The sequence below is a fragment of the Parafrankia irregularis genome, assembly GCF_001536285.1.
GTDB classification, from domain to species: Bacteria; Actinomycetota; Actinomycetes; order Frankiales; family Frankiaceae; genus Parafrankia; species Parafrankia irregularis.
Genome location: NZ_FAOZ01000005.1, coordinates 322,659 through 347,367, shown reverse-complemented (window position 1 = coordinate 347,367; position 24,709 = coordinate 322,659). Strand labels below are relative to the sequence as shown.

Here is a 24,709-nt window from a genome sequence, read left to right as displayed (position 1 = left end):
GCGGTCAGCCGGCCGGTGGCTCTGGCACCGGCCCCGGCTGGCAGGTCGGACACCATGCGGTGACCCGATCGTTGCCACCGCCGACGTCGACGCGGACGTCGGCGGAACCGCCGGCACCATCAGCGTGCCGGCCCTGGTCACGCCGGACGTCGAGGCGCGTGCCCCGCTCACCGGGCCCGCGGCTACGTCCCGGCGATCCGCGTTCGGACGAACTCTGGGTGGAGACCCGCCGATCCAGCCGGCGGACAAGCGTGCCGCAGCGCCGACACGGCCTGCCTGCGCGCCCGTACACCCAATGCTGTTCGCCCGGGCGGGCGGAACCAGTCGTCACCTGGTGACCGCCCCGCGCCCCGGCCCTGACCATCGCCTGGGCGCGGCGGACCAGACCGGGGAGGTCACGCACCTCGCCCACCGGAGTCCAGGGGCTGACGCCGGCGAGGAAACACGCCTCCGTCCGCCAGATGTTGCCCAGACCGGCCAGGACGCGCTGATCGAGTAGCGCGACGCCGATCTCGCGGGCCGGGTCCGCCAGCAGGTTGGCGACGGCGCGGTCGAGATCCCAGTCGGCGCCGAGCACGTCCGGGCCGAGGTGCCCGACGACCCGGTCCTCCGAGGCGGTCGGTAGCAGGTCGACGACCGGCAGCCGGTAACCCACCGCTACCTGCACCGCGGTGACCAGCACGACCCGGATCTGCCAGGCCGGCCCGCCAGACCACCGTGAGCCTGGCCGGTACAGGTGCCAGGAACCCTCCATGCGGAGATGGGTGTGCAGCGTCAGGCCGCCGTCGACGCGCAGCAGCAGGTGCTTGCCCCGCGCGCATACCTCGAGGACCTCCCGCCCGCGCAGGTCGGCGGTTGCCAGCGACGGCACCCGGAAGTCCGACCGCAGCAGTCGCTGACCGCGCAGCGCCGCGTCGAGCCGGCGCGCCGTGAGCCAGACCGTGTCGCCTTCGGGCACCTCTCGATAGTGCCTCCGAGTCGGCGGTGCCTCCGAGTCGGCGGTGCCTCCGAGTCGGCGGTGCGTCCGAGTCGGCCGTGCGTCCGAACCGGCGGTGCGGCTGAGAAGGGCCGGGCGGCTCAGCTGGCGGCGGGGGTCGAATCCGCGGCGGGGAAGATCCGGGAGGGCGCCCGGCGCACCACCAGTGCGCCCAGGGCCGCGACGATCACAGTCAGCCCGAACACGGTCGCGAGCCCCAGGTCGGGAGTGCCGTTCGCCGCCTCACTGGCCGCGACCGCCGCGCCACCGAGGCCGGTGCCCAGCGCGGTTCCCAGGTTGTCCGACAGGGTCACCGCGCTCGACGCGGTTCCGTGGCGTTCAGGTGGCGTCTCGGCGAGCACGAGGCTGGCGATCGGGGAGTAGGCCAGGCCCATCCCGAGCCCGGTGACCGCCCAGCAGGCGATCGGCACCGCGAGTGCCACCGCGTCGACCAGTACCAGCGCGAAACCCGCCGTGCCCGCGGAGACCGCGAGCAGCCCGGTGCCTATCAGGACACGGCCCGGGACCCGGCCGGCCAGCCGTGCCTGCGTCCAGGAACCGGTCGTCCAGGTGACTGTCACCGCGGTCACGGCCGCGCTCGCCACGATGGTCGGCTCATGCCGGGCCGCTGTGATCGCCAGCGGGACGAAGGTGTCGGTGCCGAAGAAGGCGAACGTCAACAGTCCACGGGCGGCCACCGCGGCCGCGATGCCGGGCCGGGCCCGCAGGGTACCTGCCGGGAGCAGCGCGCGCAGCGGCTGGTAGGCCAGCACGGATCCGACGGCGATGAGCGCCAGCCCCGGCGCCGACCGACCGGTCAGCCCGGCGAGAACCAGACCGGCACCGACGCTCACCCGCAGCGCCGCGATCAGGCGCGGCGCGGTCGGCGCGACGTCCACCGTGGTCGGGGCCGGCACGCCTCGCAGTGCGCGGACAGTGCCGGTGCCGGCCACCGCGACAAGCGGTATCAGCCCGCCGAACACCCAGCGCCACCCCGCGTGCTCGGCGACGAGCGCGGCGGTCGCCGGCCCGATCAGGCCGGGCAGCACCCAGGCGGTGGCCGTCACCGCGAACATCCGGGGACGCTGCGGCTCCGGATAGGCGCGGCCGATCGTCGCGTAGAGGATGGCCGGTACGGCACCGCCGCCCAGCCCCTGCAGGACCCGGCCGGCCACCAGGATCCACATGTTCGGTGCCAGCGCGGCCACGGCGAGCCCCGCACCGAACAGCACCAGCCCGGCGGTGAGTGGTCGGGCCGCTCCGACCCGGTCGCTCTCCGCGCCGGCGATCACGACTCCGACCAGCAGCCCGAGGAAGAACCCGCTGGTCGTCCAGCCGTAGAGGGACAGGCCGGACAGATCCTCGGCGACCTTCGGCAGCACGGTGATGACCGCCATCGCCTCGAACGCGATCAGCGTCACCGTGCTGACGAGGCCGAGTGTCAGGGCACGCAGCCGCGGGTCCCATGGGGTGGGATCGGCCGTCTGCCCTCGGGATCCCCGCCCGGAAGGCCCGCGTTCGGTCGACCCATGCTCGGTCGACCGATGCTCGGGTGGCTCGTTTTCGGGTGATCTGTTCGATGCGCTCATGCGCGTAGCCGCAGCCCGCGCGGGGTCGGATGGAAACCCGCGGCCTCCAGGGCCACGCCGAGCCCGCTGCCGACCACTGCAGCGCCGTCGGCCTTCTCCACGGTCAGGCGGCCCAACGCTCCGGCGCGGACGGCCTGCGCGAGGGCCTCCACCGCCGGGCCGAGCAGCGCCGGGGTGTCCGACCACGACAGCAGTGTGCGGCCGCCGCGTTCGACGTAGAGCACCAGCTCACCATCGACGAGAACGACGACCGCGCCCGCCTTGCGGCCGGCACGGTGACCGGATCCCTCGCCTTCGCCCGCAGCCGCCGGACGTGGGGGCCACGGCAGCGCGGCGCCGTACGGATTCGCCGGATCCGCCGCGGCGAGCACGACAGCCCGCGCATCGGCTTCACCCGGACGCGGCACACCGAAGCCCGCCCCGCCGGCCAGGCGCGTGCTCGCGACGTGCCCGGCGCCCGCGCCCGCCATGCCCGCGCCCGCCATGCCCGCACCTGCTGCCATGCCCGCACCTGCCATGCCGGCTCCCGTGGCGAACGGTCCGGCGGCTGCCCGGTCGGGCTGGCCCGAGGCTGCCCAGCTGGGCTGGTCGGCGGCGTCGCGCTGAGCCGCGGCGATGGCGCGGAGCCGGTCGACGGCGCCCGGGACGGCGAACTGCGCCGCACCCAGCGACTCGACGAAGTAGCCGCGGCGGCAGCGCCCCGCCTCCTCGAATGCCGCCAGCACCCGGTAGACCGCCGCGAAGCCGCCCGGCGTGTGCTCGGCGGCGACCGCACCGCGGGTGACGATGCCGTGCCGCTCCAGCAACGCCTCGGCCAGTGCATGCGCGCGCCGGGTCGGGTCGCTCTCCCGCTCGGGGAGCAGCGACCACCGGCCACCGACCGTCGGAGGGCCGGTCCGGCGCGGCATCACGGGCCGCCCGCGGCCGAGCCGGGCGACCCGGCCGCGGGGGGCCCGGCGGCTCGCCTGCGCCGGATGGCCCGCTCCGAGCTGGACGCGCAGCGCGGCGAGCGTGTCGTTGGTGACCAGACCGGCCCACACCAGATCCCACAGGGCGCTCGCGAGGGCGGTGTCCTCGACGAGCCCGGCGTCGTCGAGGCTGCCCACCCGGTCGGAGAGGCCGCGGAAGAACAGTGCCTGGCCGTCCGCGAGCGCGTCCAGGATGGCGCGGTGGGCCGGGCCCGCCGCCGCGTCCGGGTCGGGCTGCGGCAGCAGGTCCTCGGCGGTCTCGGCCAGGACGAGGGTGAGCCACCCGTCGTTGCCGGGCAGCCCACCGGAACCGGCCCACAGCACCTCGCCCGTGGCACACAGCTCGTCGAGCATCGCCGGCGCGTAGTCGCTGACCCGGGACGGCAGCACCAGCTGCTCCAGCGAGCTCGCCGGCACCAGCGCGCCCTGGAGCTGCTCGATGGCACGCAACACCCCGTCGACGCCCCGGCCGCGCCGGGTCGTCACCGACTGCCAGGCTGGCAGGAACTCGCCCATCGCCCGAACCGGGACGGCCTCGACCTCCTTGCGCAACGCGGCGAGGCTGCGCCGGCGCAGCGCGCGCAGCACCCCCGCGTCGCACCACTGCTCACCCGCGCGGTCCGGGTGCAGCTCGCCGCGGACCAGACGCCCCTCGGCGGTGAGCCGCTCGAGCAGGCCTTCGACCACCGCGATGCCGAGCCCGAACCGGCCGGCGACGTCCGCGGACTCGAACGGGCCGTGTGTGCGGGCGTAGCGTGAGATCAGGTCACCGAGCGGATCGCGCACCGGCTCGGTGAACGCGGCCGGAACGCCGACCGGCAGTGCCACGCCGAGCGCATCGCGCAGTCGGCCCGCGTCCTCGACCGGAACCCACCGCTCGGCCCCGGTGATCCGTACCCTGATCGCACGACCGGCCCGCTCCAGCGATTCCAGCCAGGAGTGCTCCACGCCGCGGGCGGCGGCCTCCTCCAGGCTCAGATCCCCGAGCACCCGCAGCAGATCGGCCGCGGACTCCGCGTCCCGCGCGTGTCGTTCGGGCACCAGCCGCTGCAGCTCGGCGACGATCCGTTCGAGAACGCGGGGATCGATGAGCTCCCGCAGCTCCGTCTCGCCGAGCAGCTCGGCGAGCAGCGAGCTGTCGAGGGAGAGGATCTGGGCGCGGCGCTCGGCCAGCGGGGCGTCGCCGTCGTACATGAACGCCGCGACGTAGCCGAACAGCAGCGACGAGGCGAACGGGGAGGGCGCCGTGGTCTCCACCTCGACGACCCGCAGCGACCGTGCGTCGACCTCGCGCATCAGCCCGACCAGGGCTGGCACGTCGTAGACGTCCTGCAGGCACTCACGCATCGTCTCGAGCACGACCGGGAAGTCACCGAACGTGGCGGCGACCGACAGCAGATGCGCGCTGCGCTGGCGCTGCTGCCACAGCGGTGTGCGCCGGCCGGGGGTGCGGCGCGGCAGCAGCAGGGACCGGCTCGCACATTCGCGGAAGCGGCTCGCGAACAGGGCACTGCCGCCGACCTCTGCGCGCACGACCGCCTCGATCTCCGCGGGGTCGAAGACGACCAGCTCCGCCCGGGGTGCCTCGGCCGCGTCCGGGACGCGGGCCACCACACCGTCGTCGGTGTGCATGATCTGCACCTCGGAGCCGTACCGTTCCCGCAGGCGGGCACCGATCGCCAGCGCCCAGGGCGCGTTCACCGGCGCCCCGAACGGCGAGTGGACGGCGAGCCGCCAGTCACCCAGCTCATCCCGGAACCGTTCGACGATCAGATGCCGGTCGTCGGAGAGATGGCCGGTGGCCGCCCGCTGCTCGTCCAGGTAGCTCAGCAGGTTGCCGGCAGCCCAGTCGTCCAGCCCGGCCGCGCGGACGCGGGCCGTCGCCGCCTCGGGCGCCAGCGTGGCCAGCTCCCGCAGGAACGCGCCGAGGGCACGGCCCAGCTCGGCGGGCCGGCCCGGCGCGTCCCCGTGCCAGAAGGGCAGCCGGCCGGGCCGGCCGGGCGCGGGCGTGACGAGCACCCGGTCCGGCGTGATCTCCTCGATGCGCCAGCTCGACGAGCCGAGCAGCACGACGTCGCCGATGCGCGACTCGTAGACCATCTCCTCGTCGAGCTCGCCGACCCGGCTGGCCTTCTCCCCGAGCAGGAAGACACCGAACATGCCACGGTCGGGAATGGTGCCGCCGCTGGTGACGGCGAGCCGCTGCGCCCCGGGCCGGCTCGCGAGCACACCAGTGGCCCGGTCCCAGGTGATGCGGGGACGCAGCTCGGCGAAGTCGTCGGACGGATAGCGCCCGGCCAGCATGTCCAGGACGCCCTCGTACGCCGAGCCGGGCAGGCCCGAGAACGGTGCCGCGCGGCGAACCAGCGCGCCCAGTTCGTCCACCTCGCGGTCCTCCATCGCGAGGATCGCCACGATCTGCTGCGCCAGCACGTCCAGCGGGTTGCGCGGGTAACGGACGGCCTCGATCTGCGCGGAGCGCATCCGCTCGGCGACGACGGCGCATTCCAGCAGGTCGGAGCGGTGCTTGGGCAGGACCACGCCCCGGCTCGCGGCGCCGACCTGGTGCCCCGCCCGCCCGATCCGCTGCATACCGGCCGCGACGCTCGGCGGTGACTCGATCTGCACGACCAGATCGACCGCGCCCATGTCGATGCCCAGCTCGAGGCTGGAGGTCGCGACCACGGCGGGCAGCCGCCCGGACTTCAGATCGTCCTCGATCAGCAGGCGCTGCTCGCGGCTCACACTGCCGTGGTGGGCACGCGCGACCTCGACGCCCACCGGTGGCGCGGCGCCGCCGGCCGGACCCATCAGATCCGCCGGTGACAGACGCACGGTGCTTTTCACCGTGGTCTGCCCGCCAGCCGTGGCCTGTTCGAACCCCATTGTCTGTTCGAACCCCGTGGCCTGTTCGAACGCCGTGGCCTGCTCGAGGCGGTCGGCGTACAGCTCGTTCAGCCGGGCGCACAGACGCTCGGCGAGCCGCCGCGAGTTCACGAAGACGATCGTCGAGGAATGGGAGAGGATCAGATCCAGCACTCGCTCCTCGACCGCGGGCCAGATCGACGCGCGCGGGCCCGGGCCGGCGGCGGGCCCCTCGGCGACGGCCTCCAGCGGCAGGACCTGTGGCGGCGTCATCGGTGTCGGTGTCTCGTCGAGGTTCGCCATGTCCTCGACGGGGACGGCCACCTCGATCTGCAGCGTCTTCTCGGACGGCGGTCGGATGACCGTCACCGGGTGTGGCCCGCCGAGGAAACGGGCGATCTCCTCCACCGGGCGCACGGTCGCGGACAGCCCGACCCGCTGCGCCGGGGCGTCGAGCAGATCGTCGAGGCGTTCCAGACTCAGTGCCAGATGCGCGCCCCGCTTGGTGCCCGCGACGGCGTGGACCTCGTCGACGATCACAGTCCGGACGCCGCGCAGGGCTGTGCGGGCGGCGCTGGTGAGGATCAGGAACAGCGACTCCGGCGTGGTGATCAGGATGTCGGGCGGAGTCCGGCCGAATGATCGGCGTTCGGCGGCTGGAGTGTCGCCGGAGCGGACACCGACGGACACCTCCGGGACGGGCTGGCCCAGCCGCGCGGCGGCGGCCCGGATGCCGGCGAGCGGCGCCCGCAGGTTGCGCTCGACGTCGACCGCGAGTGCCTTGAGCGGGCTGACATACAGCACCCGGCAGCGCAGCGTCGGGTCCGCCGGAGGGTCGGAACGAGCCAGACCGTCCAGCGACCACAGGAAGGCCGCGAGCGTCTTGCCGGACCCGGTCGGCGCCACCACCAGGGCACTCGCGCCTCGGGACACGGCCGACCAGGCCCCGGACTGGGCCGGGGTCGGCGCCGCGAAGGACGAGGCGAACCACTCGCGGGTCGGGGCCGTGAAGGCGGCGAGGGGGTCCGGGACGTCCGAGGCGGTCACGGCATCAGTCTGCTTCCTGCCACCGACACAAATCCCGCGGTCCACGGCCGGGTCCGCCCGGCGTCGCCGGACGGTCACCGGACGGTCGCCGGTATGAGGACCCGGCCGTGGCCGGGGCGCGGTCGGCGGCGTGCAGACTGGAGCGGTGCGACTGACCGAGTTCTGGGCGAACATGAACAAGCAGTTCGGCGCTGCCTACGCCGACTCGCTCGCACGCGACCACGTGATCGCCGGTCTGGGCGGGGCGACGGTGGAGGCGGCGCTGCGGCGGGGGGACGACGCCAAGCAGGTGTGGCGCGCGGTATGTGACGAGTTCGACGTGCCGGCTCGCGACCGCTGACGCCGGCACCTTGGTGGGCCCGGCGTCGAGTTGGTGGCAGCCGGTCGCGGCGGATGGCCGCGGCCGTGGGCGGCCACGGGTGGTGGCCGAGTGGCGGCAGTGGCGGGTGAGTGGTGGCCGAGCGGCAGTGGGTCGTGGCCGAGTGGCGCCGGAACCCGGCCCGGCAGGTGTGCGGGGAGCGGTGGGGCCACCCGTTCGGGTGAGCCGCGGCGTGTCGTTGAGGCTTCGAACGAATGTTCGGCTACTGTTGTCCACATGCTCTCCGATGTCCACAGAAGCGACCCGGCTCTCGAAACTGTCGGACCCACCCCCTAGCGTCGGATCGTGGCCAAGACTCGACGACCTCTGCATGGAGTAACTCCAATGGTTGGACCCGACCGCGAGAAGGCGTTGGAGAACGCCCTTGCGCAGATCGACAAGCAGTTCGGCAAGGGCTCGGTCATGCGCCTGGGGGACGACACCAGGCCGCCGATCCAGGCGATCCCGACCGGATCGATCGCGCTCGATGTCGCGCTCGGTATCGGGGGTCTTCCCCGTGGGCGCATCATCGAGGTCTACGGGCCGGAGTCGTCCGGAAAGACCACGGTCGCCCTGCACGCTGTGGCGAACGCCCAGGCGGCCGGTGGTATCGCGGCCTTCATTGACGCGGAGCACGCGCTTGACCCTGAGTACGCGGGCAAGCTGGGCGTCGACACGGACGCGTTGCTGGTCTCCCAGCCCGACACGGGGGAGCAGGCGCTGGAGATCGCGGACATGCTGATCCGCTCCGGCGCGCTGGACATCATCGTCATCGACTCGGTGGCTGCCCTCGTGCCGCGTGCCGAGATCGAGGGCGAGATGGGTGACAGCCACGTCGGCCTGCAGGCCAGGCTGATGTCCCAGGCGCTGCGGAAGATCACCGGTGCGCTCGCGAACTCGGGCACGACCGCGATCTTCATCAACCAGCTCCGGGAGAAGGTCGGCGTCATGTTCGGCTCCCCGGAGACGACCACCGGTGGCAAGGCGTTGAAGTTCTACGCCTCCGTCCGGCTGGATGTCCGTCGCATCGAGACCCTGAAGGACGGGCAGGAAGCCGTCGGTAACCGAACCAGGGTGAAGGTCGTCAAGAACAAGATGGCGCCACCTTTCCGAACGGCCGAGTTCGACATCGTCTACGGCGGCGGCATCAGCCGTGAGGGCTCCCTCATCGACATGGGTGTCGAGCACGGCATCATTCGCAAGTCCGGTGCCTGGTACACCTACGACGGCGACCAGCTCGGCCAGGGGAAGGAAAATGCGCGTTCATTCCTGCGCGACAATCCTGATCTGGCGAACGAGATCGAGAAGCGGATCAAGGAGAAGCTCGGTATAACGCCGGCGCTGGACGCTGACGCGGATGCGCCCGCTCCGGTTCCGGTCGACCTCTGACCCGGGGTGCCGTGTTCCCGCCCGAGCTGTCGTCAGCTGTGCAGGATGTGGTGAAGGGGGAGAGCGGGCCGGCGGCAGCGGATCGCTCGTCGGTCACGTCGGGTGCCTCTGCGGCGTCGGCCCGCGCGGGCCGGGCCGACCCGTTGGCAGCCGCGCGGGAGATCTGCCTGCACCAGCTCGCGGCCCGGCCGCGCAGCCGGGCAGAGCTCGCGGCGGTGCTGAGTCGCCGGGGCGTCGAGGAGGAGATCGCCGGGCTGGTTCTCGATCGTCTGGCCGAGGTTGGTCTGGTGGACGATGAGGCCTTCGCGGCCGCGTTCGTCTCGTCGGCCCGGGCTGGGCGGGGATTGGGCCGTCGCGCGCTCGCCGTCGAGCTGCGACGGCGCGGGGTGCAGCCCGAGGTGTCGGAGGAAGCCCTGGCGGCGGTCGGCACCGAGGACGAGGAGGCGACCGCACGTTCCCTCGTCTCCCGGCGTCTTCGTGTCATGGAGGGCCTGCCGGCATCAGTGCAGGCCCGCCGGCTGGCCGCCCTGCTCACCCGAAAGGGCTATCCGCTCGACCTCGTCCGGCGAGTCGTCGAGGAGGCGGTCGAGGCGGTCGTCGAAGAGGAGGCCGAAGAAGCGGACAGCGACGTCGACAGCCTGGACCGGGGCGTGCAGCGCCGGCCGCGGAGCCGCTGGCAAAGCTGAATGGGTGGCTCCCTCCCGGCTGTCCGGGTGCGGTGGATCGGCGATGTTTTTCTTGACCGAATGAAAGTTACAGACCTACCCTTTCACAAAGGTGCAAGGGTAGCCGCGCGTATGCGGTTCCAGATAGCTGGCCAACTTCACATCAGGGCGGTGTTCCTTCGACCGTCGGTGGTCCTGCGCTGTCGGCAGGCTCGGCTTTCGGTGCCGATGTGCCCTCCGGTGGCCTGATTTAGGGCACCGGTCGATACGTGCCGCCTGCTCGCTGGCTGGTCCTGGTCCCGTGCACCTCACGCCTGTCATCACAGGCGTGAACAGAAGCGGGAGGAGCAACCGTGGGTGTCGCACTCATAGCGCTTCTCGTCCTGCTTCTTCTCGCAGTGGTCGGTCTGACCGTCGTTCTGTTGCACCTGGTGCGGGCTGGAACGCTCGGCGTAGGCGGCGGTGTCGCTCCCGGTAAGCAGGGTGACCCGGACGGCGCTTCCACCGCTTCCACCACTGACTCCACCCCTGCGGCCAACGCCCCTGTCACAGATGACACCGCCGGCGCGCCTGTCATCGCGGATACCGCTGTCACCACGGATGCTGACACCGCTGTCGCTGCTGACGGCGTGGCCCGGCCCACGCCGGACGTTCCCGCTCGTCTGGACGGTTCGCCTTCGCCCGATGCGCGGGCGGACGCCCAGGCCCAGGCGGAGTCGGTCGACCCACAGGCGCCTGAAGCCGGCGAGGAACGGGCCGCGATTGTGGGGGCTGCCCAGGCAGAGGCACCTCAGGTGGAGCCGGCTCAGGCGGAGACGGCACTGGTGGAGGTAGCCCGAAACGATCTGGCCACCCTGTCCGCGAAGCTGGTCGACCTGCGGCGGCAGGCCCGCGACGCCGAGGACGACGCCGACCGCATCCGGCGGCGCGCCGAGCAGGACGTCGCCGAGCAGATCGCGCGAGTCGATCGTGACGTCGCGCAGATCCGTCGGCATGCCGAGGAGGCAGCGGAGGCGATCCGGGTGCGGGCCGCGGAGGATGCCGAGCTGCGTGCCTCGAAGGCCCGGACGGAGGCGCTCGAGGCGATCCGGGTGCAGCGCGAACAGCTGCGCGCCGAGCTGGAGGAGGACCTGCGCTCCCAACGGGCGGAGCTGCGTGGCTGGGACAGCAGGGTGGCACAGCGCGAGCAGCGGCTGGCGGACCAGGCCACCGCCGTCGAGGACCGGGCTCGGCGGCTGGAGACCCGGGAGGAGGAGCTCGCCGCCCGGGAGGTGGAGCTGGGTGGCCGTGGTGCCGAGCTGACCGGCCTGGAGACCCGCCTGCGTCAGGAGCTCGAACGCGCCGCCGGCCTGACCTCCGCCGAGGCCCGCACCGAACTGGTCAAGGTGGTTGAGGACCAGGCGCGCCTCGACGCCGCGGTTCGGGTACGGGAGATCGAGGCCCGGGCGGAGGAGGAGGCGGAGGATCGCGCCCGTCGGATCGTGACCCTCGCCATCCAGCGGGTGGCCTCCGAGCAGACCGCCGAGTCGGTCGTGTCGGTGCTGCACCTGCCGAGTGACGAGATGAAGGGCCGCATCATCGGGCGGGAGGGGCGCAACATCCGGGCGTTCGAATCCGTCACCGGCGTCAATGTGCTTATCGACGACACGCCCGAGGCGGTGCTGCTGAGCTGTTTCGATCCGGTGCGCCGGGAGACGGCGCGCATCACCCTGGCGGCGCTGGTGTCGGACGGGCGTATCCATCCGCACCGCATCGAGGAGGAATACGCCCGCGCCGAGCGGGAGGTGATGGCGAAATGCGTCCGGGCCGGGGAGGACGCACTGATCGATGTCGGTATCGCAGAGATGCATCCGGAACTGATCACCCTGCTCGGGCGCCTGCGGTATCGGACCAGCTACGGGCAGAACGTCCTGGCGCATCTCGTCGAATGCGCGCATCTCGCGGGAATCATGGCCGCCGAGCTGCGGCTGCCACCGGCCATCGCGAAGCGCGGCACGCTACTGCACGACCTCGGCAAGGCACTGACGCATGAGGTGGAAGGCTCACACGCGCTGGTCGGCGCGGAGATCGCCCGGCGTTACGGTGAGCACGAGGACGTCGTGCACGCGATCGAGGCGCATCACAACGAGGTCGAGCCGCGTTCCATCGGCGCGGTGCTGACCCAGGCGGCGGACCAGATCTCCGGGGGGCGTCCCGGGGCGCGCCGCGACAGCCTGGAGTCCTACGTCAGGCGGCTGGAGCGGATCGAGCAGATCGCCGGGGAACGGCCCGGCGTCGAGAAGGTCTTCGCCATGCAGGCCGGCCGCGAGGTGCGGGTCATGGTTGTCCCGGAGGTCGTCGACGACGATGCCGCGCACCTGCTCGCCCGCGACGTCGCCAAGCAGATCGAGTCCGAGCTGACCTACCCGGGCCAGATCCGGGTCACCGTTGTCCGCGAGACCCGCGCCATCGGCCTGGCCCGCTGACCCCAGGTCGCCGACGCGCGCTCAGGCGGCCACGTCGACGCCCGTGCCGGCGCCCGCGCCGGTGGCCGCTGCACCGGTCGAGCCGCCCGCGCGGACGGACTGGCGACGCTCCAGCCAGCGTGCCGTCAGGGACAGGCTGCCGTTCACGATGATGTAGATGACGGCCAGCGTCGTGTAGATGGGCAGTGCGTACCGCCCGCCGAGGTACTCCACCGCGGTACGCCCCTGCCGCAGCAGCTCGGTGTAGCCGATGACGAAACCGAGCGAGGTGTCCTTGAGCAGGGTCACCAGCTGGCTCACCAGCGTCGGCGACATCCGGCGGACCGCCTGCGGAAACTGGATCAGGGCGAAGATCTGCGTGCCGCGCATCCCGAGCGCCGCCGCGGCCTCCGTCTGGCCCCGGTCGATGGACAGGACGCCGGCGCGGAAGATCTCGCTGAGCACCGCGCCGTTGTAGGCCGTGAGGCCGAGGACCAGCGCCCAGAAGGCCGAGAGGTTCACGCCGAGCGCGGGCAGGCCCAGAAAGGCGAAGAAGATCAGCATGAGCAGCGGCAGGCCGCGCAGCGTCTCGACGAGCACGGCGGCCGGCCTGTGGATCTCCGGGCGGGGCGACAGCCGGGCGAAGGCGAGTGCCACTCCCAGCGCGACGGCGAACACCATGCCGGTCGCCGCGGCGCGCAGCGTGTCGAGCAGCCCTTCCCACAGCAGGGTGCGCAGGTCGGGCTCATCGATGAGGACCCGCCAGACGTCGGCGTCGAGCCGCCCGTTGTCCGCCAGCCGGCGCACGGCGAGCACGGCGAGTGCCGCCAGCATCGCGACGGCCAGCACGCTCGCGACGAGGATGCGCCGCCGGGCACGCGGACCTGGCGGGTCCGCCAGTTGGAGGCTCACCGTGGCTCCCCTCTCAGCCGGCGCTCGGCAACACCGACCGCGCCCGCCAGCGACAGCGTCAGCACCAGATAGCAGACGATCCCGGCGAGCAGGATGGCGATGACGTCACCGGGGTTGGCCGTCGCCAGCCCCTGGCTGACGCCGGTCAGCTCCTGCACGCTGAAGGCCGCCGCGATGGACGAGTTGCGGATGAGCGCGCTGCCCACGCTGCCCAGAGGCTGGATGACGTTACGGAAGGCCTGCGGCAGGATCACCAGCCGCAGGCTCTGCGAGAAGGTCAGGCCGAGGGCACGTGCGGCCTCGGCCTGACCGACTTCCACGCCGTTCACACCGGCCCGAACCGCTTCACAGACGAAGGCCGTGTGGTAGATCGTCAGCGCCATCACCGCGAAGGCGAAGAAGCTGAAGACGATGTCGACCTGCGGAAGTACGAAGACCACGAAGAAGAACACGATGGTCAGCGGCGTGTTGCGAACCGTCTCCACATAGGCCGTTCCCGCCCAGCGCAGCGGCGGGACCGGGCTTACCCGCATGGTCGCGAGGACGCTGCCGAGCAGCAGCGCCCCGACGGCGGAGAACAGGCTCAGCCCAAGGGTTCGGACGAAGCCGTCGCGGAAGACGTGCAGGTTGTCGAGCACCGCGTCGATGGGAGACCACCCGTCGTGGAATCGGCCGTTCCGGCTGGCACCGGCCGGTCTCGGCTACGCCGGCCGCCTCGGCTGTCCGGGCCGCGGCGGCCGGCGAAGGATCAGACCGGCGAAGGTTCAGATGTGCGTTCGCGATCAGACGTGCGTAGGTAGTCGGACATGCACAGGTAGTCGGACGTGCGTACCTGTCAGGAGGTGTAGTTGTCGACCGCCGGGGGCTTCGGCATGTTCGGCTCGACCTTGCCGAGGGTCGACTCGTAGGCCTTCTCGTACCGGCCGTCGGCGTAGGCGGCGGTCAACGTCTCGTTGATGAAGGTGCGGAACTCGTCGTCACCCTTGGCGATGCCGATCCCGTACGGCTCGGTGCTGAACGGCTTGCCGACGAGCTTGAAGGTGCCCGGGTCGGAGTCCATCAGCCCGAGCAGGATCGCGTTGTCGGTGGTGACGGCGTCGACCTGACCGTTCTTCAGGGCCTCGGCGCACTTGCTGTACACGTCGAACAGGACGAGCTTGGCCTGCGGCGCCTCGGTGCGGATCCGCTCGGCCGGGGTCGAACCGCTGACCGAGCAGACGTTCTTGCCGGCCAGGCTGTCCTTCCCGGTGATGGCGGACTCGCCGGCCCGCACCATCAGGGTCTGGCCGGCCACGTAGTACGGGCCGGCGAAGTCAACGACCTGCTTGCGCTTGTCGTTGATGGTGTACGTGGCGACCACCATGTCGACCTTGTGCTGCTGGATGAACGGCTCGCGGTTGACCGAGACCGTCTCGACGAACTTGACCTTGTCCGCCGGGATGCCGAGCGCGTTGGTGATGATCTTCGCGATCTCGACGTCGAAGCCCTCGGGCACGCCGCGGAGGTTCTTCAGCCCGAACAACGGCTGGTCGAACTTGGTGCCGACGGTGATGGTTCCGCCCGCCTGCAGCTTGGCCATGGTGCTGCCGGCGGGGAAGGTCGTGGCGGGTGGGGCCGCGGGCTCGACCTCGGCTTCGTCGTCGCTGCCGCAGGCGCCCAGCGCGAACACCGCGAGCAGCGCGGTGCTGAGCAGCAGTGCCGTGCCACGCGCCGTCCGGCGCCTGGGTTCACGGTGGCCGGCGGCTGCCGCCCGCGAGGTCGTGTGAGCCGATCGCTGTCTGGTCCGGGTGAGCGACATGCGCATGAGTAATCCCCTGGAGAAGGTTGGCGTCGGAATTCAGGTATCGGTTTCGGCGAACCTCGTTCGCGGGCCGGACGACGCCCGGCCCGACAACACTAGCCAGCGCGCCGCCGATGACTCCGCATCGGTGACGCGGCAACAGTGACCAGGTACCGGGAGGGCGTCTCGGCCGGCGAGGGACTTCGCCGGTGGAGTAGCTCGCCGAGGGCGAACCAGGTGACTGGTTGTGGTCCGATCAAATCCTGCGGGACGACCTCGGAGCGGCCAGGTCAGCGGTGTGTTCAATGGTCCTTTTCCATCTCACGGTCCATGATCCTGGATGTCTCGAGTCGAGTCCGGGGATGGGAAAGGCTTGATGGGCGTTCTCCATCGTCGACTCGGCCGCGTCCCTCTCCCTGACCACGCGCCGTGAGACGGAAAAGGTTCAATGAGTCTTTTCCATCGTCGGCTCGGACCTCGCCCCTCCCGGTCACGTGTCGTGAGATGGAAAAGGTTCAATGGGTGAGAACCTTGGCCAGGAAGTCCGCCGCTCGTTCGCTGCCGGGCGCGGCGAAGAACTCCCCGGGGGGCGCGATCTCCAGGATCTGCCCGTCGGCCATGAAGGCGACGCGGTCGGCCGCCGAGCGGGCGAAGCCCATCTCGTGGGTGACCACGATCATCGTCATCCCGGACGCCGCCAGCGACCGCATGACGTCGAGGACCTCCTGGATCATCTCCGGGTCGAGGGCGGAGGTCGGCTCGTCGAAGAGCATCAGCTTCGGTTCCATCGCGAGGGCTCGCGCGATCGCGGCGCGCTGCTGCTGGCCGCCGGAGAGCTGGCGGGGAAGGCGGTCCGCCTTGTCGGCGATGCCGACCCGCTCCAGCAGCGCGCGGGCCGCCTGCTCGGCCTCCGCCCTCCCGACGCCCAGCACCTTGCGCGGCCCGAGGGTGATGTTGTCCAGCACGGTGCGATGCGCGAACAGATTGAAGGACTGAAAGACCATGCCCACCTGGGCACGCATTCGCGCCAGCTCGCGGCCCTCCGCCGGCAGCGGGCGGCCGTCGAAGGTGATACGGCCCTCGTCGATGGTCTCCAGGCGGTTGACACACCTGCAGAGCGTGGATTTACCGGAGCCCGACGGGCCGATGACGCACACGACCTCGCCACTCTCGACGGCCAGGTTGATGTCGCGCAGCACCCGGTTCCGGCCGAAGGACTTTCCCACGCCCTCCATGGTCACCAATGCCATGACATACCCCCGAAACCCGGTTCCCGGCCGGCGGGCGTGGATGCGGACGCTGACGTGGTACCACCCGAAACCTGACGGCGAACGTGTCGACGAGATCGGTGGCGCCCACCCGGAACGGCTTCCGGCTGCGGTGTCGTGCTCCCGAGCATTTATGGATGTTACGTCCCAGCCATTCGTGACGGTGCCGGCCGGTGGAGTTCTGCCGGTCAGGCAACGGGGTTTACCTGCCATCCCGACGGGTGACGAATCGCCCGCCCAGGGTGGAGGCGCGCCGCCAGCCGGGGTGGAAGGGAGACCGGCGTCCGCGTGGGTCCGGGCCGGCCACCCCAGCGGTAGCCCGCGCGGCCTGGATCGTCCGGGCGTCGTGACCCGACGTGGTGACCCGACGTGGTGACCCGACATCGTGCCCGCCCGCTGCCCGACGTGGTGACCCGACGTCATGGTCCGGCATCGGAGGACGGGCACGGACCATCGCCCGCGATCGGCGCGTCGAACGGCGACCGCGGGCGGGCCGTACGCTGGTCGGGTGAGCGGACGCAGCTATCAGGTCCGGACGTTCGGCTGCCAGATGAACGTGCACGACTCCGAACGGCTTGCCGGCCTCCTGGAGTCGGCCGGTTATGTGCCGGCGGCACAGGGAGCCGACGCCGACGTCGTCGTGTTCAACACCTGTGCGGTCCGTGAGAACGCCGACAACCGGCTGTACGGAAACCTGGGTCACCTGTACCCGACGAAGAAGAACAATCCCGGGATGCAGATCGCCGTCGGCGGGTGCCTCGCCCAGAAGGACCGCTCGGTGATCCTCGACCGCGCGCCCTGGGTCGACGTCGTCTTCGGCACGCACAACCTGCACCGGCTGCCCGTCCTGCTGGAACGGGCCCGGCACAACGCGGCGGCCCAGGTGGAGATCGCCGAGGCGCTGGAGGTCTTCCCCAGCAGCCTGCCGGCGCGGCGGGCGAGCCATCACTCGGCCTGGGTGAGCATCAGCGTGGGCTGCGACAACACGTGCACGTTCTGCATCGTCCCGAGTCTGCGCGGCGGTGAGCGCGACCGGCGCCCCGGTGACGTGCTCGCGGAGGTCGAGGCGCTGGTGGCGGAGGGCGCGCTCGAGATCACCCTGCTCGGCCAGAACGTGAACTCATACGGGCGGTCACTCGGTGACCCGGGGGCCTTCGCGAGGCTGCTGCGCGCCTGCGGCAACATCGAGGGCCTGGAGCGGGTGCGTTTCACCTCGCCGCATCCCCGCGACTTCACCGACGACGTCATCGAGGCGATGGCGCAGACGCCGAACGTGTGCCCACAGCTGCACATGCCGCTGCAGTCCGGGTCCGACGCGGTACTGCGGCGGATGCGGCGCAGCTACCGTCGCGAGCGCTTTCTGGGAATCGTCGAGCGGGTGCGCGAGGCCATTCCCCACGCGGCGATCACGACCGACATCATCGTGGGCTTCCCCGGCGAGACCGAGGAGGACTTCGCCGACACCCTCGACGTCGTCCGTGCTGCTCGTTTCGCCGGGGCGTTCACCTTCAAGTACTCGCCCCGGCCGGGCACACCGGCCGCCGAGATGGACGGCGCCGTCGACCCCGCTGTCGTCTCCGAGCGCTACGAGCGGCTCGCGAGCCTGCAGGACGAGATGTCCTGGGCGGAGAACCGCGCGCAGGTCGGGCGCCGGGTCGAGATCCTCGTCTCCGAGGGCGAGGGCCGGAAGGACTCCGAGACCGGCCGGCTCTCCGGCCGGGCGCGAGACGGCCGGCTCGTCCATCTACTGGTGACCGGTCCGCACGCCCAGGACGGTGTCGTGCGCCCGGGCGACGTGATCGAGGCCGTGGTGACCAGGGGTGCCCCGCACCACCTGACCGCCGACGGGCCGCTGCACAGCCACCGGCGGACCACCGCCGGCGATGCCTGGGAGGCCGCCAGATCGCGCGGCTCCGAAGCCGGCTCGGAGGCTGGCCCGGAGGTTCTGTCGCCGGCCGGCTCGGTGTCCCCCGGCTCAGGGCAGCCCGCCGTCTCGCTGGGGATGCCGACCCTGCGTACCGGGCCTGCCGCGCGGTGACGCTGCTCGCCGCGGCCGTCTGCCCGCACCCGCCGCTACTCGTCCCGCAGGTCGCCGGCCGGGACCCGATCGACGTCCGGGATCAGGCCCTGGCTGCCGTGCGCCGGCTGTGCGCGCTGGAACCGGATCGGATCGTGCTGGTCGGAGACGACGCGACGGAGGCCGTGTACGACGAGATGTCCGTCGGCTCGCTCGCCGGCTACGGCGTCGATCTGATCTTTCCGCTCGCCCGGGCGGCCACGGCGAAGACCACGGCCACGGCCCCTGCGGCAACCCCAGGCGTGGGTGTGGGTGCCGGCTCGAGCCGACGTCTGCCGCTCTCGCTGACGATCGGCGCCTGGCTGCTGGGTGAGGTGGGCTGGGCCGGGCCCTGTGCGGCCCGCGGCGTGCCCGCCACGACGACTCCGGCCGCGGCGGCCGAACTGGGTGCCGGCCTCGTTGACGCCGCGGCGGCGGACGGATCGCGGCTCGCACTTCTGATCATGGGAGATGCCAGCGCCCGCCGCACGGTCAAGGCGCCCGGCAGCCTCGACCCGCGCGCCGACGCCCACGACGCGTCGGTCGCCGCGGCGCTCGCGGCGCTCGACGTCGACGCGCTGCTCGCCCTCGACCCCGAGCTGTCCAGGGATCTCCTCGCACCTGGCCGGGCGTCCTGGCAGGTCCTCGCGGGCGCCCTGCGCCGCGCGACGCCGACGGATCCGGCGAGGTCCTGGCGCAGTGAGGTCCGCTACGACGACGCACCGTTCGGCGTCGGCTACCTTGTCGTCGGGTGGGAGCGCAGCGGTCGATGAACGAACGCCGTGGCCCCGTCGTCGCGGTGGTGGGCCCGACCGGCGTGGGGAAGAGCGACTGGGCCGTCGAGATCGCCCTGGAGCTCGGCGGGGAGATCGTCAACGCCGACTCGATGCAGCTCTACCGGGGAATGGACATCGGCACGGCCAAGATGCCGGTCGAGGAGCGCCGCGGGATCCCGCACCACCTGCTCGACGTGTGGGAGGTGAGCCGGACGGCCGATGTCGCCAGCTACCAGCACGACGCACGGGCCGTCATCGATGGCCTGCTCACGGCGGGCCGGCTTCCGGTCCTCGTCGGCGGCTCGGGCCTGTACGTGCGAGCGGTACTCGATGACCTGGCCTTTCCCGGGACGGATCCGGCGGTGCGCGCGCGGCTCGAAAAGGAGCTTGCCGAGGTCGGGCCGGGGCCCCTGCACGCCCGACTCGCGGCGCTGGCCCCCGACGCGGCGGAGGCGATCCTGCCCAGCAACGGGCGCCGCATCGTCCGGGCACTGGAGGTCGTCGAGCTGACCGGCACCTTCGTGGCCACCCTGCCAGAACACAGCTCGATCTACGACGTGGTCCAGGTGGGTCTCGATCGCCCTGATCTCGACGAGCGGATCGAACGCCGCGTCGAGCTGATGTGGCGTACCGGGCTGGTCGAGGAGGTCGAAGAACTGGCCGCACAGGGCCTGCGGGACGGCCGCACGGCCTCGCGGGCGCTGGGCTACGCGCAGGTCCTGGCCGCGCTCGACGGGGCAATGGGCTCAATGGCCGAGGCCAAGGCGGCCACGACCATCGCCACCAGGCGTTTCGCCCGGCGGCAACGGTCGTGGTTCCGGCGAGACCGGCGGATATCCTGGTTCGACTCTCCGGATCTCGCCGAGGTGCGACGTCTGGTCGGCGCGCTCTGACGGGTGGTCGGCCTCCTGCCGAGGCGTCTGGAACACGGCGTCTGGAGTCTGACGTGACCGCGCTCGACATCGGCCTGGTGCCCGCGCTGTACGCCTCGTTCGACGACGGCACGCTGCGCCTGCACTACCAGCCCGACGTCGACCTGCGCAGCGGCTCCGTGCCCGGCATGCGGGCGTACCCACGCTGGGCGCATCCCGAGCTGGGTCTGCTGGGCCCGGCGGACTTCATGCCGGTCGCGGCGGCAGCGGGGCTGGTCGGCCAGGTCCACCAGTGGGTGCTGCGGATGGCGGTCACCGAGGCGCGCACCTGGCATCGCATGGCGGCGGGCACCGGGGTCCGCCCGCCCCGGCTGTGGGTGCGGGTCGACAGCGCCCAGCTCGGCCGGCCGGACTTCTTCGACGAGATCGAGCGGCTGGTCCTCGGGCGGTCGCTGCCACCTGGGGCGATCGGCCTGCAGTTCACCGAGAACACGCTGGCCTTCGCGCCGCCGGGCCTGCCCCACCTGCTCGGGCGGCTGCGTGCGCTGGGTGTCGCGGTCGGCGTCGACTCGTTCGGTACCTGGTCCGCGTCGGTGGCGACGCTCGACAAGCTGCCGCTGGATCTCGTGCGGATCGATGGGCGCTTCCTGCGGGCGACGATCCGCGACCTGGAGGGTCAGGCGGTTTTCGCGTCCATGCTCCAGATCGCACACCGTCGCCGCATGGTCGTGGTCGCCGAGGACGTCGACACCGCGGCGCTGGCGGCCGCCGTGGGGCGGACGGAGTGCGACCGGGTCTGCGGTCCGCTGTTCTGCCCGCCCGTTCCGGTCGAGGACGCCCGGATGATCGCGCTCGGCCGGGGTCGGCCGGACCGTTGGTACAAGCCGTGGACGGACTCCTGGGAGGGCGTCGGCACCCGTCGCCCGACCGGCGAGCCGTCGAATCCTTCGAGCTCGGCCAGCTCCGCCGACTCGGCAGGCTTTGGCAGCTCCGCCTACTCAGCCAGCTCGGCCAGCTCCGGCAACGCTGCGAACAGGGCGGGCCCGGGAAGCGGTCATGCGGGCGCGGCGGGTCGTGCGGGCCGGCGGACGCCCGCGGGCCCGCCACCCGCGGCACCGCCACGCGACCCGGCGAGGGCGTGCCAGGACTCGCAGAACGGACGTCCCGGCAGTTCCGGACGTGGTGACCGCTCTCGGGCGGCCACGGCCGGATGAGGCGCCCGGCGCCGTACGATCGCCGCGTGCGGTACGTCAAGGGACACGGGACAGGCAACGACTTCGTCATCCTTCCGGATGCTGACGGTGATCTCGACCTGTCGACACAGCTGGTGCGCGCGATCTGCCACCGCGGAACAGGGGTCGGTGCCGACGGGGTGCTGCGGGTGGTCCTCGTCGCCGCGGAGCCCGCGGCGGCGGCCTACCTGGGCGCTGCCCGCTGGTTCATGGACTACCGCAACGCCGACGGCTCCATCGCCGAGATGTGCGGCAACGGAGTCCGGGTCTTCGCGCGGTATCTGGTGGACGCCGGCTACGAGATGCCTGGCAGCCTCGTGATCGCCACCCGGGCGGGCCTGCGCTCCGTCGAGGTGCCGCCGGCCGGTGACGTGAGCGTGGACATGGGCCCGCCGGCGTTCGCCGCGGGCACCGTGCCGGTCACCGTGGTCGGCCGCGAGTTCGCCGCGGTGGGTGTTTCGATGGGCAACCCGCACGCGGTCTGCTTCGCCGACGACCTGGGGCCGTCCGAGCTGGCGCGCCTGGACCTGGGCGCTCCCGTCTTCCCGGCCGAGGCCTTCCCCGACGGGGTGAACGTCGAGGTCGTCGTGCCGAGTGCGGATGGCGTCGCGATGCGGGTCTTCGAACGCGGCGTCGGCGAGACGGCCTCCTGCGGCACCGGCGCCTGCGCGGTGGCGGTCGCGTGGGCGGCGCGGGTGGGCGGTACGCCGCCGTCCGAGGTGCTGGTCGATCTTCCCGGCGGGCGCCTGACCGTTGACTGGCGGGAGACGACCGTCATTCTGCGCGGTCCCGCCGTTCTTGTGTCTGATGGTGTCCTTCGTCCCGAATGGATCCGCCAGGCCGCCGAGGTCGCCTCCGGTACTGCCGCTGCGGGTGCCCAGGCACTGGTTCCCGCCGGGACCGGCCGGAGCTGACCGACAGGGCCGTTCCTACCGGGCGCCGGGCCGGTAAACGGCTCGCGATCGCGGCACCGGCGTGTCACTCTGGGGCTGCGGAGGTTCCGCTGCGCCGGGGCACCGAGCCCGGGTACAGCGGCACCGGCCCGCTCCCGAACGGGGCGGGCGGAATTCGACGGTCACCGTGCCGCGTTGAGAACGGATGGTATGAGTCTTCCCGCTGACGCCGCCATGGCGTCCACCCGGTACCCGAACCCGAACCTGAGCCCGAGCTTCGACGGCGACGACGGGGGCGTGGTCCTCCTCGGTGACGGCGAGGGGTTCTCCTTCTTCGACGAACAGGGCGACGGCTTCGACCTGGAGGAGCGCGGCGCGCTGCGCCGCATCCCGGGTCTCACCACCGAGCTCGAGGACGTCACCGAGGTCGAGTACCGCCAGCTCCGACTGGAGCGGGTGGTGCTGATCGGGGTGTGGACCTCCGGGAGCCTCCTGGAGGCCGAGGCGTCGATGACGGAGCTCGCGGCCCTCGCCACCACCGCGGGCTCGATGGTGCTGGACGCGCTCGTGCAGCGCCGCGACCGGCCGGACACGGCGACCTTCGTCGGTTCCGGCAAGGCCCGAGAGCTCGCGGACGTCGTCGCGTCGACCGGTGCGGACACGGTGATCTGCGACGGCGAGCTGACCCCTGGGCAGCTGCGCCAGCTCGAAGAGGTCGTCAAGGTCAAGGTGATCGACCGGACGGCGCTCATTCTGGACATCTTCGCCCAGCATGCGACGTCCCGGGAGGGCAAGGCCCAGGTGGAGCTGGCCCAGCTCCAGTACATGCTCCCGCGGCTGCGTGGCTGGGGTGAGTCGATGTCCCGGGCCGCCGCGAGCAGTGGTGGCCGGGCGCCCATCGGTACCCGCGGCCCTGGTGAGACGAAGATCGAGACCGATCGGCGGCGGCTGCGCACACGGATGGCCAAGCTGCGGCGCGAGCTGGCCGCGATGGCCACCGTCCGGGAGACGAAGCGCTCCTCGCGGCGGCGGGGTGCCGTGCCGGCGGTCGCGATCGCCGGGTACACCAACGCCGGGAAGTCCTCGCTGCTCAACCGTCTGACCGGAGCCGGTGTGCTCGTCGAGGACGCCCTGTTCGCGACCCTCGACCCGACCGTGCGGCGGGCGACCCTGCCCGACGGGCGGGTGTTCACCCTGGCCGACACCGTCGGTTTCGTCCGGCATCTGCCGCACCAGATCGTCGAGGCGTTCCGGTCGACGTTGGAGGAGGTCGTGGACGCGGATCTCGTCCTGCACGTCGTCGACGGTTCGGCACCGGACCCGATGGGGCAGATCACGGCGGTCCGTGAGGTGCTCGCCGAGATCGACGCGGCCGGGGTTCCCGAGCTCGTGGTCGTCAACAAGGTCGACGCGGTCGATCCGACGACGTTGGCGGTGCTGCGCAAGGCGGTTCCGGACGCCATCTTCGTCTCGGCTCGGTCCGGAACGGGCCTGGCGGAGCTGGTCGACGCCCTCTCGGAGCGGATACCGCACCCGGAGATCGAGATGTCACTGCTGGTGCCCTACACCCGTGGTGATCTCGTCTCCCGGATCCACCGCGACGGCGAGGTGCTGAGCGTCGAGCACACCGGCGCGGGCACGGCGGTGGCGGCCCGGGTGCCGGTGAGCCTTGCCGCCGAGCTGGAGCCCTTCAGGGTCGCTGAAGCCCTTCGGAACTGACCGAGCCGGCGGGAAGCCGAGCCAGGGGCCGCCTGGCTCGGCATGGCGGCTGGCTCGGTGGCCGGCTCTTCCCCAGGGGGCCAGCGCCCCCTGGGGTCGCGTTCGGGTCAGACCCGGCGCATCACGGCGACGATCCGGCCGAGGATGGTCGCGTCCTCGGCCGGGATGTCGGAGAACGCGGGGTTCTCCGGCGCCAGCCACACCCGGCCGTCGCGCTGGCGGAAGCGCTTGACTGTCGCCTCGCCGTCGATCATGGCCGCGACGATCTCGCCGTTGTCGGCGACCGGCTGCTGGCGGACGACGACGTAGTCACCATCGCAGATCGCGGCATTGATCATCGACTGCCCGACCACCTTGAGCAGGAACAGCGTGCCCTCACCGACGATCTCCCGCGGGAGCGGGTAGACGTCCTCGACGGCCTGCTCGGCGAGGATCGGCCCACCGGCCGCGATTCGCCCGATGAGGGGCACGTAGGTCGGAGTGCCGCCCTCGGCCGCGACGGCACCACCCACCTCCGCCGGCGTGGCGCCGGCGGAGCGCAGCCGGGCGCCCGCCTTCTGGCCGCCGATCGGCAGCACTTCCATGGCCCGCGGCCGGTTCGGGTCGCGCCGCAGGAAGCCCTTCTCCTGGAGCACCTTGAGTTGGTGCGCGACGCTGCTGGTGCTGGTCAGACCGACAGCCTCGCCGATCTCGCGGACGCTCGGCGGATAGCCGCGCTGCTCCACCGCGGCGCGGATGACCTCGAGAATCCCCTTCTGTCGTTGCGTGAGGCCTGAGGCGTCCGCGGGGCTGTCGGGAAGATCCCGGACATTGCCGCGGGCGTCGCCTCGGCGGGTACCCCGTGCCTGGCTGGTCATCGCCTACCGCTCTCCCTGTCGATGCATCCGGCGGCGGGGCTTC

18 protein-coding genes are annotated in these 24,709 nt (G+C 72.0%); 10 read left to right on the top strand and 8 right to left on the bottom strand.

Annotated features, from left to right (window positions below; translation table 11 throughout):
- Positions 1 to 4: 4 nt before the first annotated feature.
- The 3 genes from AWX74_RS10540 to AWX74_RS10530 all read right to left on the bottom strand — a co-directional run bounded on the left by AWX74_RS10540 (position 5) and on the right by AWX74_RS10530 (position 7,445).
- On the bottom strand, positions 5 to 958 hold the full coding sequence (locus AWX74_RS10540) for a DNA-formamidopyrimidine glycosylase family protein (protein ID WP_091274361.1): 954 nt from the start codon (positions 956 to 958) through the stop codon (positions 5 to 7).
- 119 nt (positions 959 to 1,077) lie between these two features.
- Complete coding sequence (locus AWX74_RS10535) at positions 1,078 to 2,565, bottom strand: MFS transporter (protein ID WP_091274357.1); 1,488 nt, start codon at positions 2,563 to 2,565, stop codon at positions 1,078 to 1,080.
- Entirely contained in the window at positions 2,562 to 7,445 is a 4,884-nt protein-coding gene (locus AWX74_RS10530) for an ATP-dependent helicase (RefSeq protein WP_207550294.1), read from the bottom strand. Before AWX74_RS10530 ends, AWX74_RS10535 begins: the two co-directional genes overlap by 4 nt.
- Positions 7,446 to 7,590: 145 nt before the next feature.
- On the opposite strand from AWX74_RS10530, the gene AWX74_RS10525 reads away from it, so the two are divergent.
- The 4 genes from AWX74_RS10525 (at position 7,591) to rny (ending at position 12,322) form a co-directional block, all read left to right on the top strand.
- The gene (locus AWX74_RS10525; protein WP_035955154.1) at positions 7,591 to 7,785 is read left to right on the top strand and encodes a DUF3046 domain-containing protein; all 195 of its coding nucleotides are present in this window, start codon (positions 7,591 to 7,593) and stop codon (positions 7,783 to 7,785) included.
- Between the two features lie 363 nt (positions 7,786 to 8,148).
- Positions 8,149 to 9,192 (top strand): recombinase RecA, encoded by a 1,044-nt coding sequence (gene recA, locus AWX74_RS10520; protein WP_054564952.1) that lies wholly within the window; start codon positions 8,149 to 8,151, stop codon positions 9,190 to 9,192.
- A 50-nt stretch (positions 9,193 to 9,242) separates the two neighbouring features.
- Entirely contained in the window at positions 9,243 to 9,878 is a 636-nt protein-coding gene (recX, locus tag AWX74_RS10515) for a recombination regulator RecX (protein WP_242666171.1), read from the top strand.
- Positions 9,879 to 10,210: 332 nt separating this feature from the next.
- Positions 10,211 to 12,322 (top strand): ribonuclease Y, encoded by a 2,112-nt coding sequence (rny, locus tag AWX74_RS10510; protein WP_091274348.1) that lies wholly within the window; start codon positions 10,211 to 10,213, stop codon positions 12,320 to 12,322.
- 21 nt (positions 12,323 to 12,343) lie between these two features.
- Here the strand turns inward: rny and AWX74_RS10505 are convergent, their stop codons facing one another.
- The 4 genes from AWX74_RS10505 to AWX74_RS10490 form a co-directional block, all read right to left on the bottom strand.
- The gene (locus AWX74_RS10505; protein ID WP_091274344.1) at positions 12,344 to 13,213 is read right to left on the bottom strand and encodes an amino acid ABC transporter permease; all 870 of its coding nucleotides are present in this window, start codon (positions 13,211 to 13,213) and stop codon (positions 12,344 to 12,346) included.
- On the bottom strand, positions 13,210 to 13,851 hold the full coding sequence (locus AWX74_RS10500; RefSeq protein ID WP_091274342.1) for an amino acid ABC transporter permease: 642 nt from the start codon (positions 13,849 to 13,851) through the stop codon (positions 13,210 to 13,212). The genes AWX74_RS10505 and AWX74_RS10500 overlap by 4 nt, the downstream gene beginning before the upstream one ends.
- Before the next feature lie 197 nt (positions 13,852 to 14,048).
- Positions 14,049 to 15,017 carry a glutamate ABC transporter substrate-binding protein gene (locus AWX74_RS10495; protein ID WP_091274339.1) on the bottom strand — a complete coding sequence of 323 codons (969 nt, stop codon included), beginning with the start codon at positions 15,015 to 15,017 and terminating at the stop codon, positions 14,049 to 14,051.
- Between the two features lie 491 nt (positions 15,018 to 15,508).
- Positions 15,509 to 16,243 carry an amino acid ABC transporter ATP-binding protein gene (locus tag AWX74_RS10490; protein ID WP_091274335.1) on the bottom strand — a complete coding sequence of 245 codons (735 nt, stop codon included), beginning with the start codon at positions 16,241 to 16,243 and terminating at the stop codon, positions 15,509 to 15,511.
- 526 nt (positions 16,244 to 16,769) lie between these two features.
- Between AWX74_RS10490 and miaB the strand changes: the two genes are divergently transcribed.
- From miaB to hflX, 6 genes are all read left to right on the top strand, one after another.
- On the top strand, positions 16,770 to 18,299 hold the full coding sequence (miaB, locus tag AWX74_RS10485) for a tRNA (N6-isopentenyl adenosine(37)-C2)-methylthiotransferase MiaB (protein WP_091274331.1): 1,530 nt from the start codon (positions 16,770 to 16,772) through the stop codon (positions 18,297 to 18,299).
- Positions 18,296 to 19,090: a class III extradiol ring-cleavage dioxygenase family protein gene (locus AWX74_RS10480; protein ID WP_091274328.1), complete on the top strand. Its 795-nt coding sequence runs from the start codon at positions 18,296 to 18,298 to the stop codon at positions 19,088 to 19,090. Before miaB ends, AWX74_RS10480 begins: the two co-directional genes overlap by 4 nt.
- Positions 19,087 to 19,986, top strand: a complete 900-nt coding sequence (gene miaA / locus AWX74_RS10475; RefSeq protein WP_091274690.1) for a tRNA (adenosine(37)-N6)-dimethylallyltransferase MiaA — start codon at positions 19,087 to 19,089, stop codon at positions 19,984 to 19,986. Before AWX74_RS10480 ends, miaA begins: the two co-directional genes overlap by 4 nt.
- A 53-nt stretch (positions 19,987 to 20,039) precedes the next feature.
- A complete protein-coding gene (locus tag AWX74_RS10470) occupies positions 20,040 to 21,179 on the top strand; it encodes an EAL domain-containing protein (protein ID WP_091274324.1) in 1,140 nt (379 codons plus the stop codon).
- The gene (gene dapF / locus AWX74_RS10465) at positions 21,176 to 22,111 is read left to right on the top strand and encodes a diaminopimelate epimerase (protein ID WP_091274321.1); all 936 of its coding nucleotides are present in this window, start codon (positions 21,176 to 21,178) and stop codon (positions 22,109 to 22,111) included. The genes AWX74_RS10470 and dapF overlap by 4 nt, the downstream gene beginning before the upstream one ends.
- A gap of 189 nt (positions 22,112 to 22,300) precedes the next feature.
- Complete coding sequence (hflX, locus tag AWX74_RS10460; RefSeq protein WP_091274316.1) at positions 22,301 to 23,809, top strand: GTPase HflX; 1,509 nt, start codon at positions 22,301 to 22,303, stop codon at positions 23,807 to 23,809.
- A 107-nt stretch (positions 23,810 to 23,916) separates the two neighbouring features.
- Here hflX and lexA read toward each other — a convergent pair whose 3' ends face one another.
- On the bottom strand, positions 23,917 to 24,666 hold the full coding sequence (gene lexA, locus AWX74_RS10455; protein ID WP_054564940.1) for a transcriptional repressor LexA: 750 nt from the start codon (positions 24,664 to 24,666) through the stop codon (positions 23,917 to 23,919).
- Positions 24,667 to 24,709: the final 43 nt, after the last annotated feature.

Coding starts and splice junctions, on each gene's coding strand:
- AWX74_RS10535 (WP_091274357.1), bottom strand. CDS start 2,565: ATGAGCGCATCGAACAGATCACCCGAAAACGAGCCACCCGAGCATCGG.
- miaA (WP_091274690.1), top strand. CDS start 19,087: ATGAACGAACGCCGTGGCCCCGTCGTCGCGGTGGTGGGCCCGACCGGC.
- hflX (WP_091274316.1), top strand. CDS start 22,301: ATGAGTCTTCCCGCTGACGCCGCCATGGCGTCCACCCGGTACCCGAAC.
- AWX74_RS10495 (WP_091274339.1), bottom strand. CDS start 15,017: ATGCGCATGTCGCTCACCCGGACCAGACAGCGATCGGCTCACACGACC.
- recA (WP_054564952.1), top strand. CDS start 8,149: ATGGTTGGACCCGACCGCGAGAAGGCGTTGGAGAACGCCCTTGCGCAG.
- AWX74_RS10490 (WP_091274335.1), bottom strand. CDS start 16,243: ATGGCATTGGTGACCATGGAGGGCGTGGGAAAGTCCTTCGGCCGGAAC.
- lexA (WP_054564940.1), bottom strand. CDS start 24,666: ATGACCAGCCAGGCACGGGGTACCCGCCGAGGCGACGCCCGCGGCAAT.
- dapF (WP_091274321.1), top strand. CDS start 21,176: ATGAGGCGCCCGGCGCCGTACGATCGCCGCGTGCGGTACGTCAAGGGA.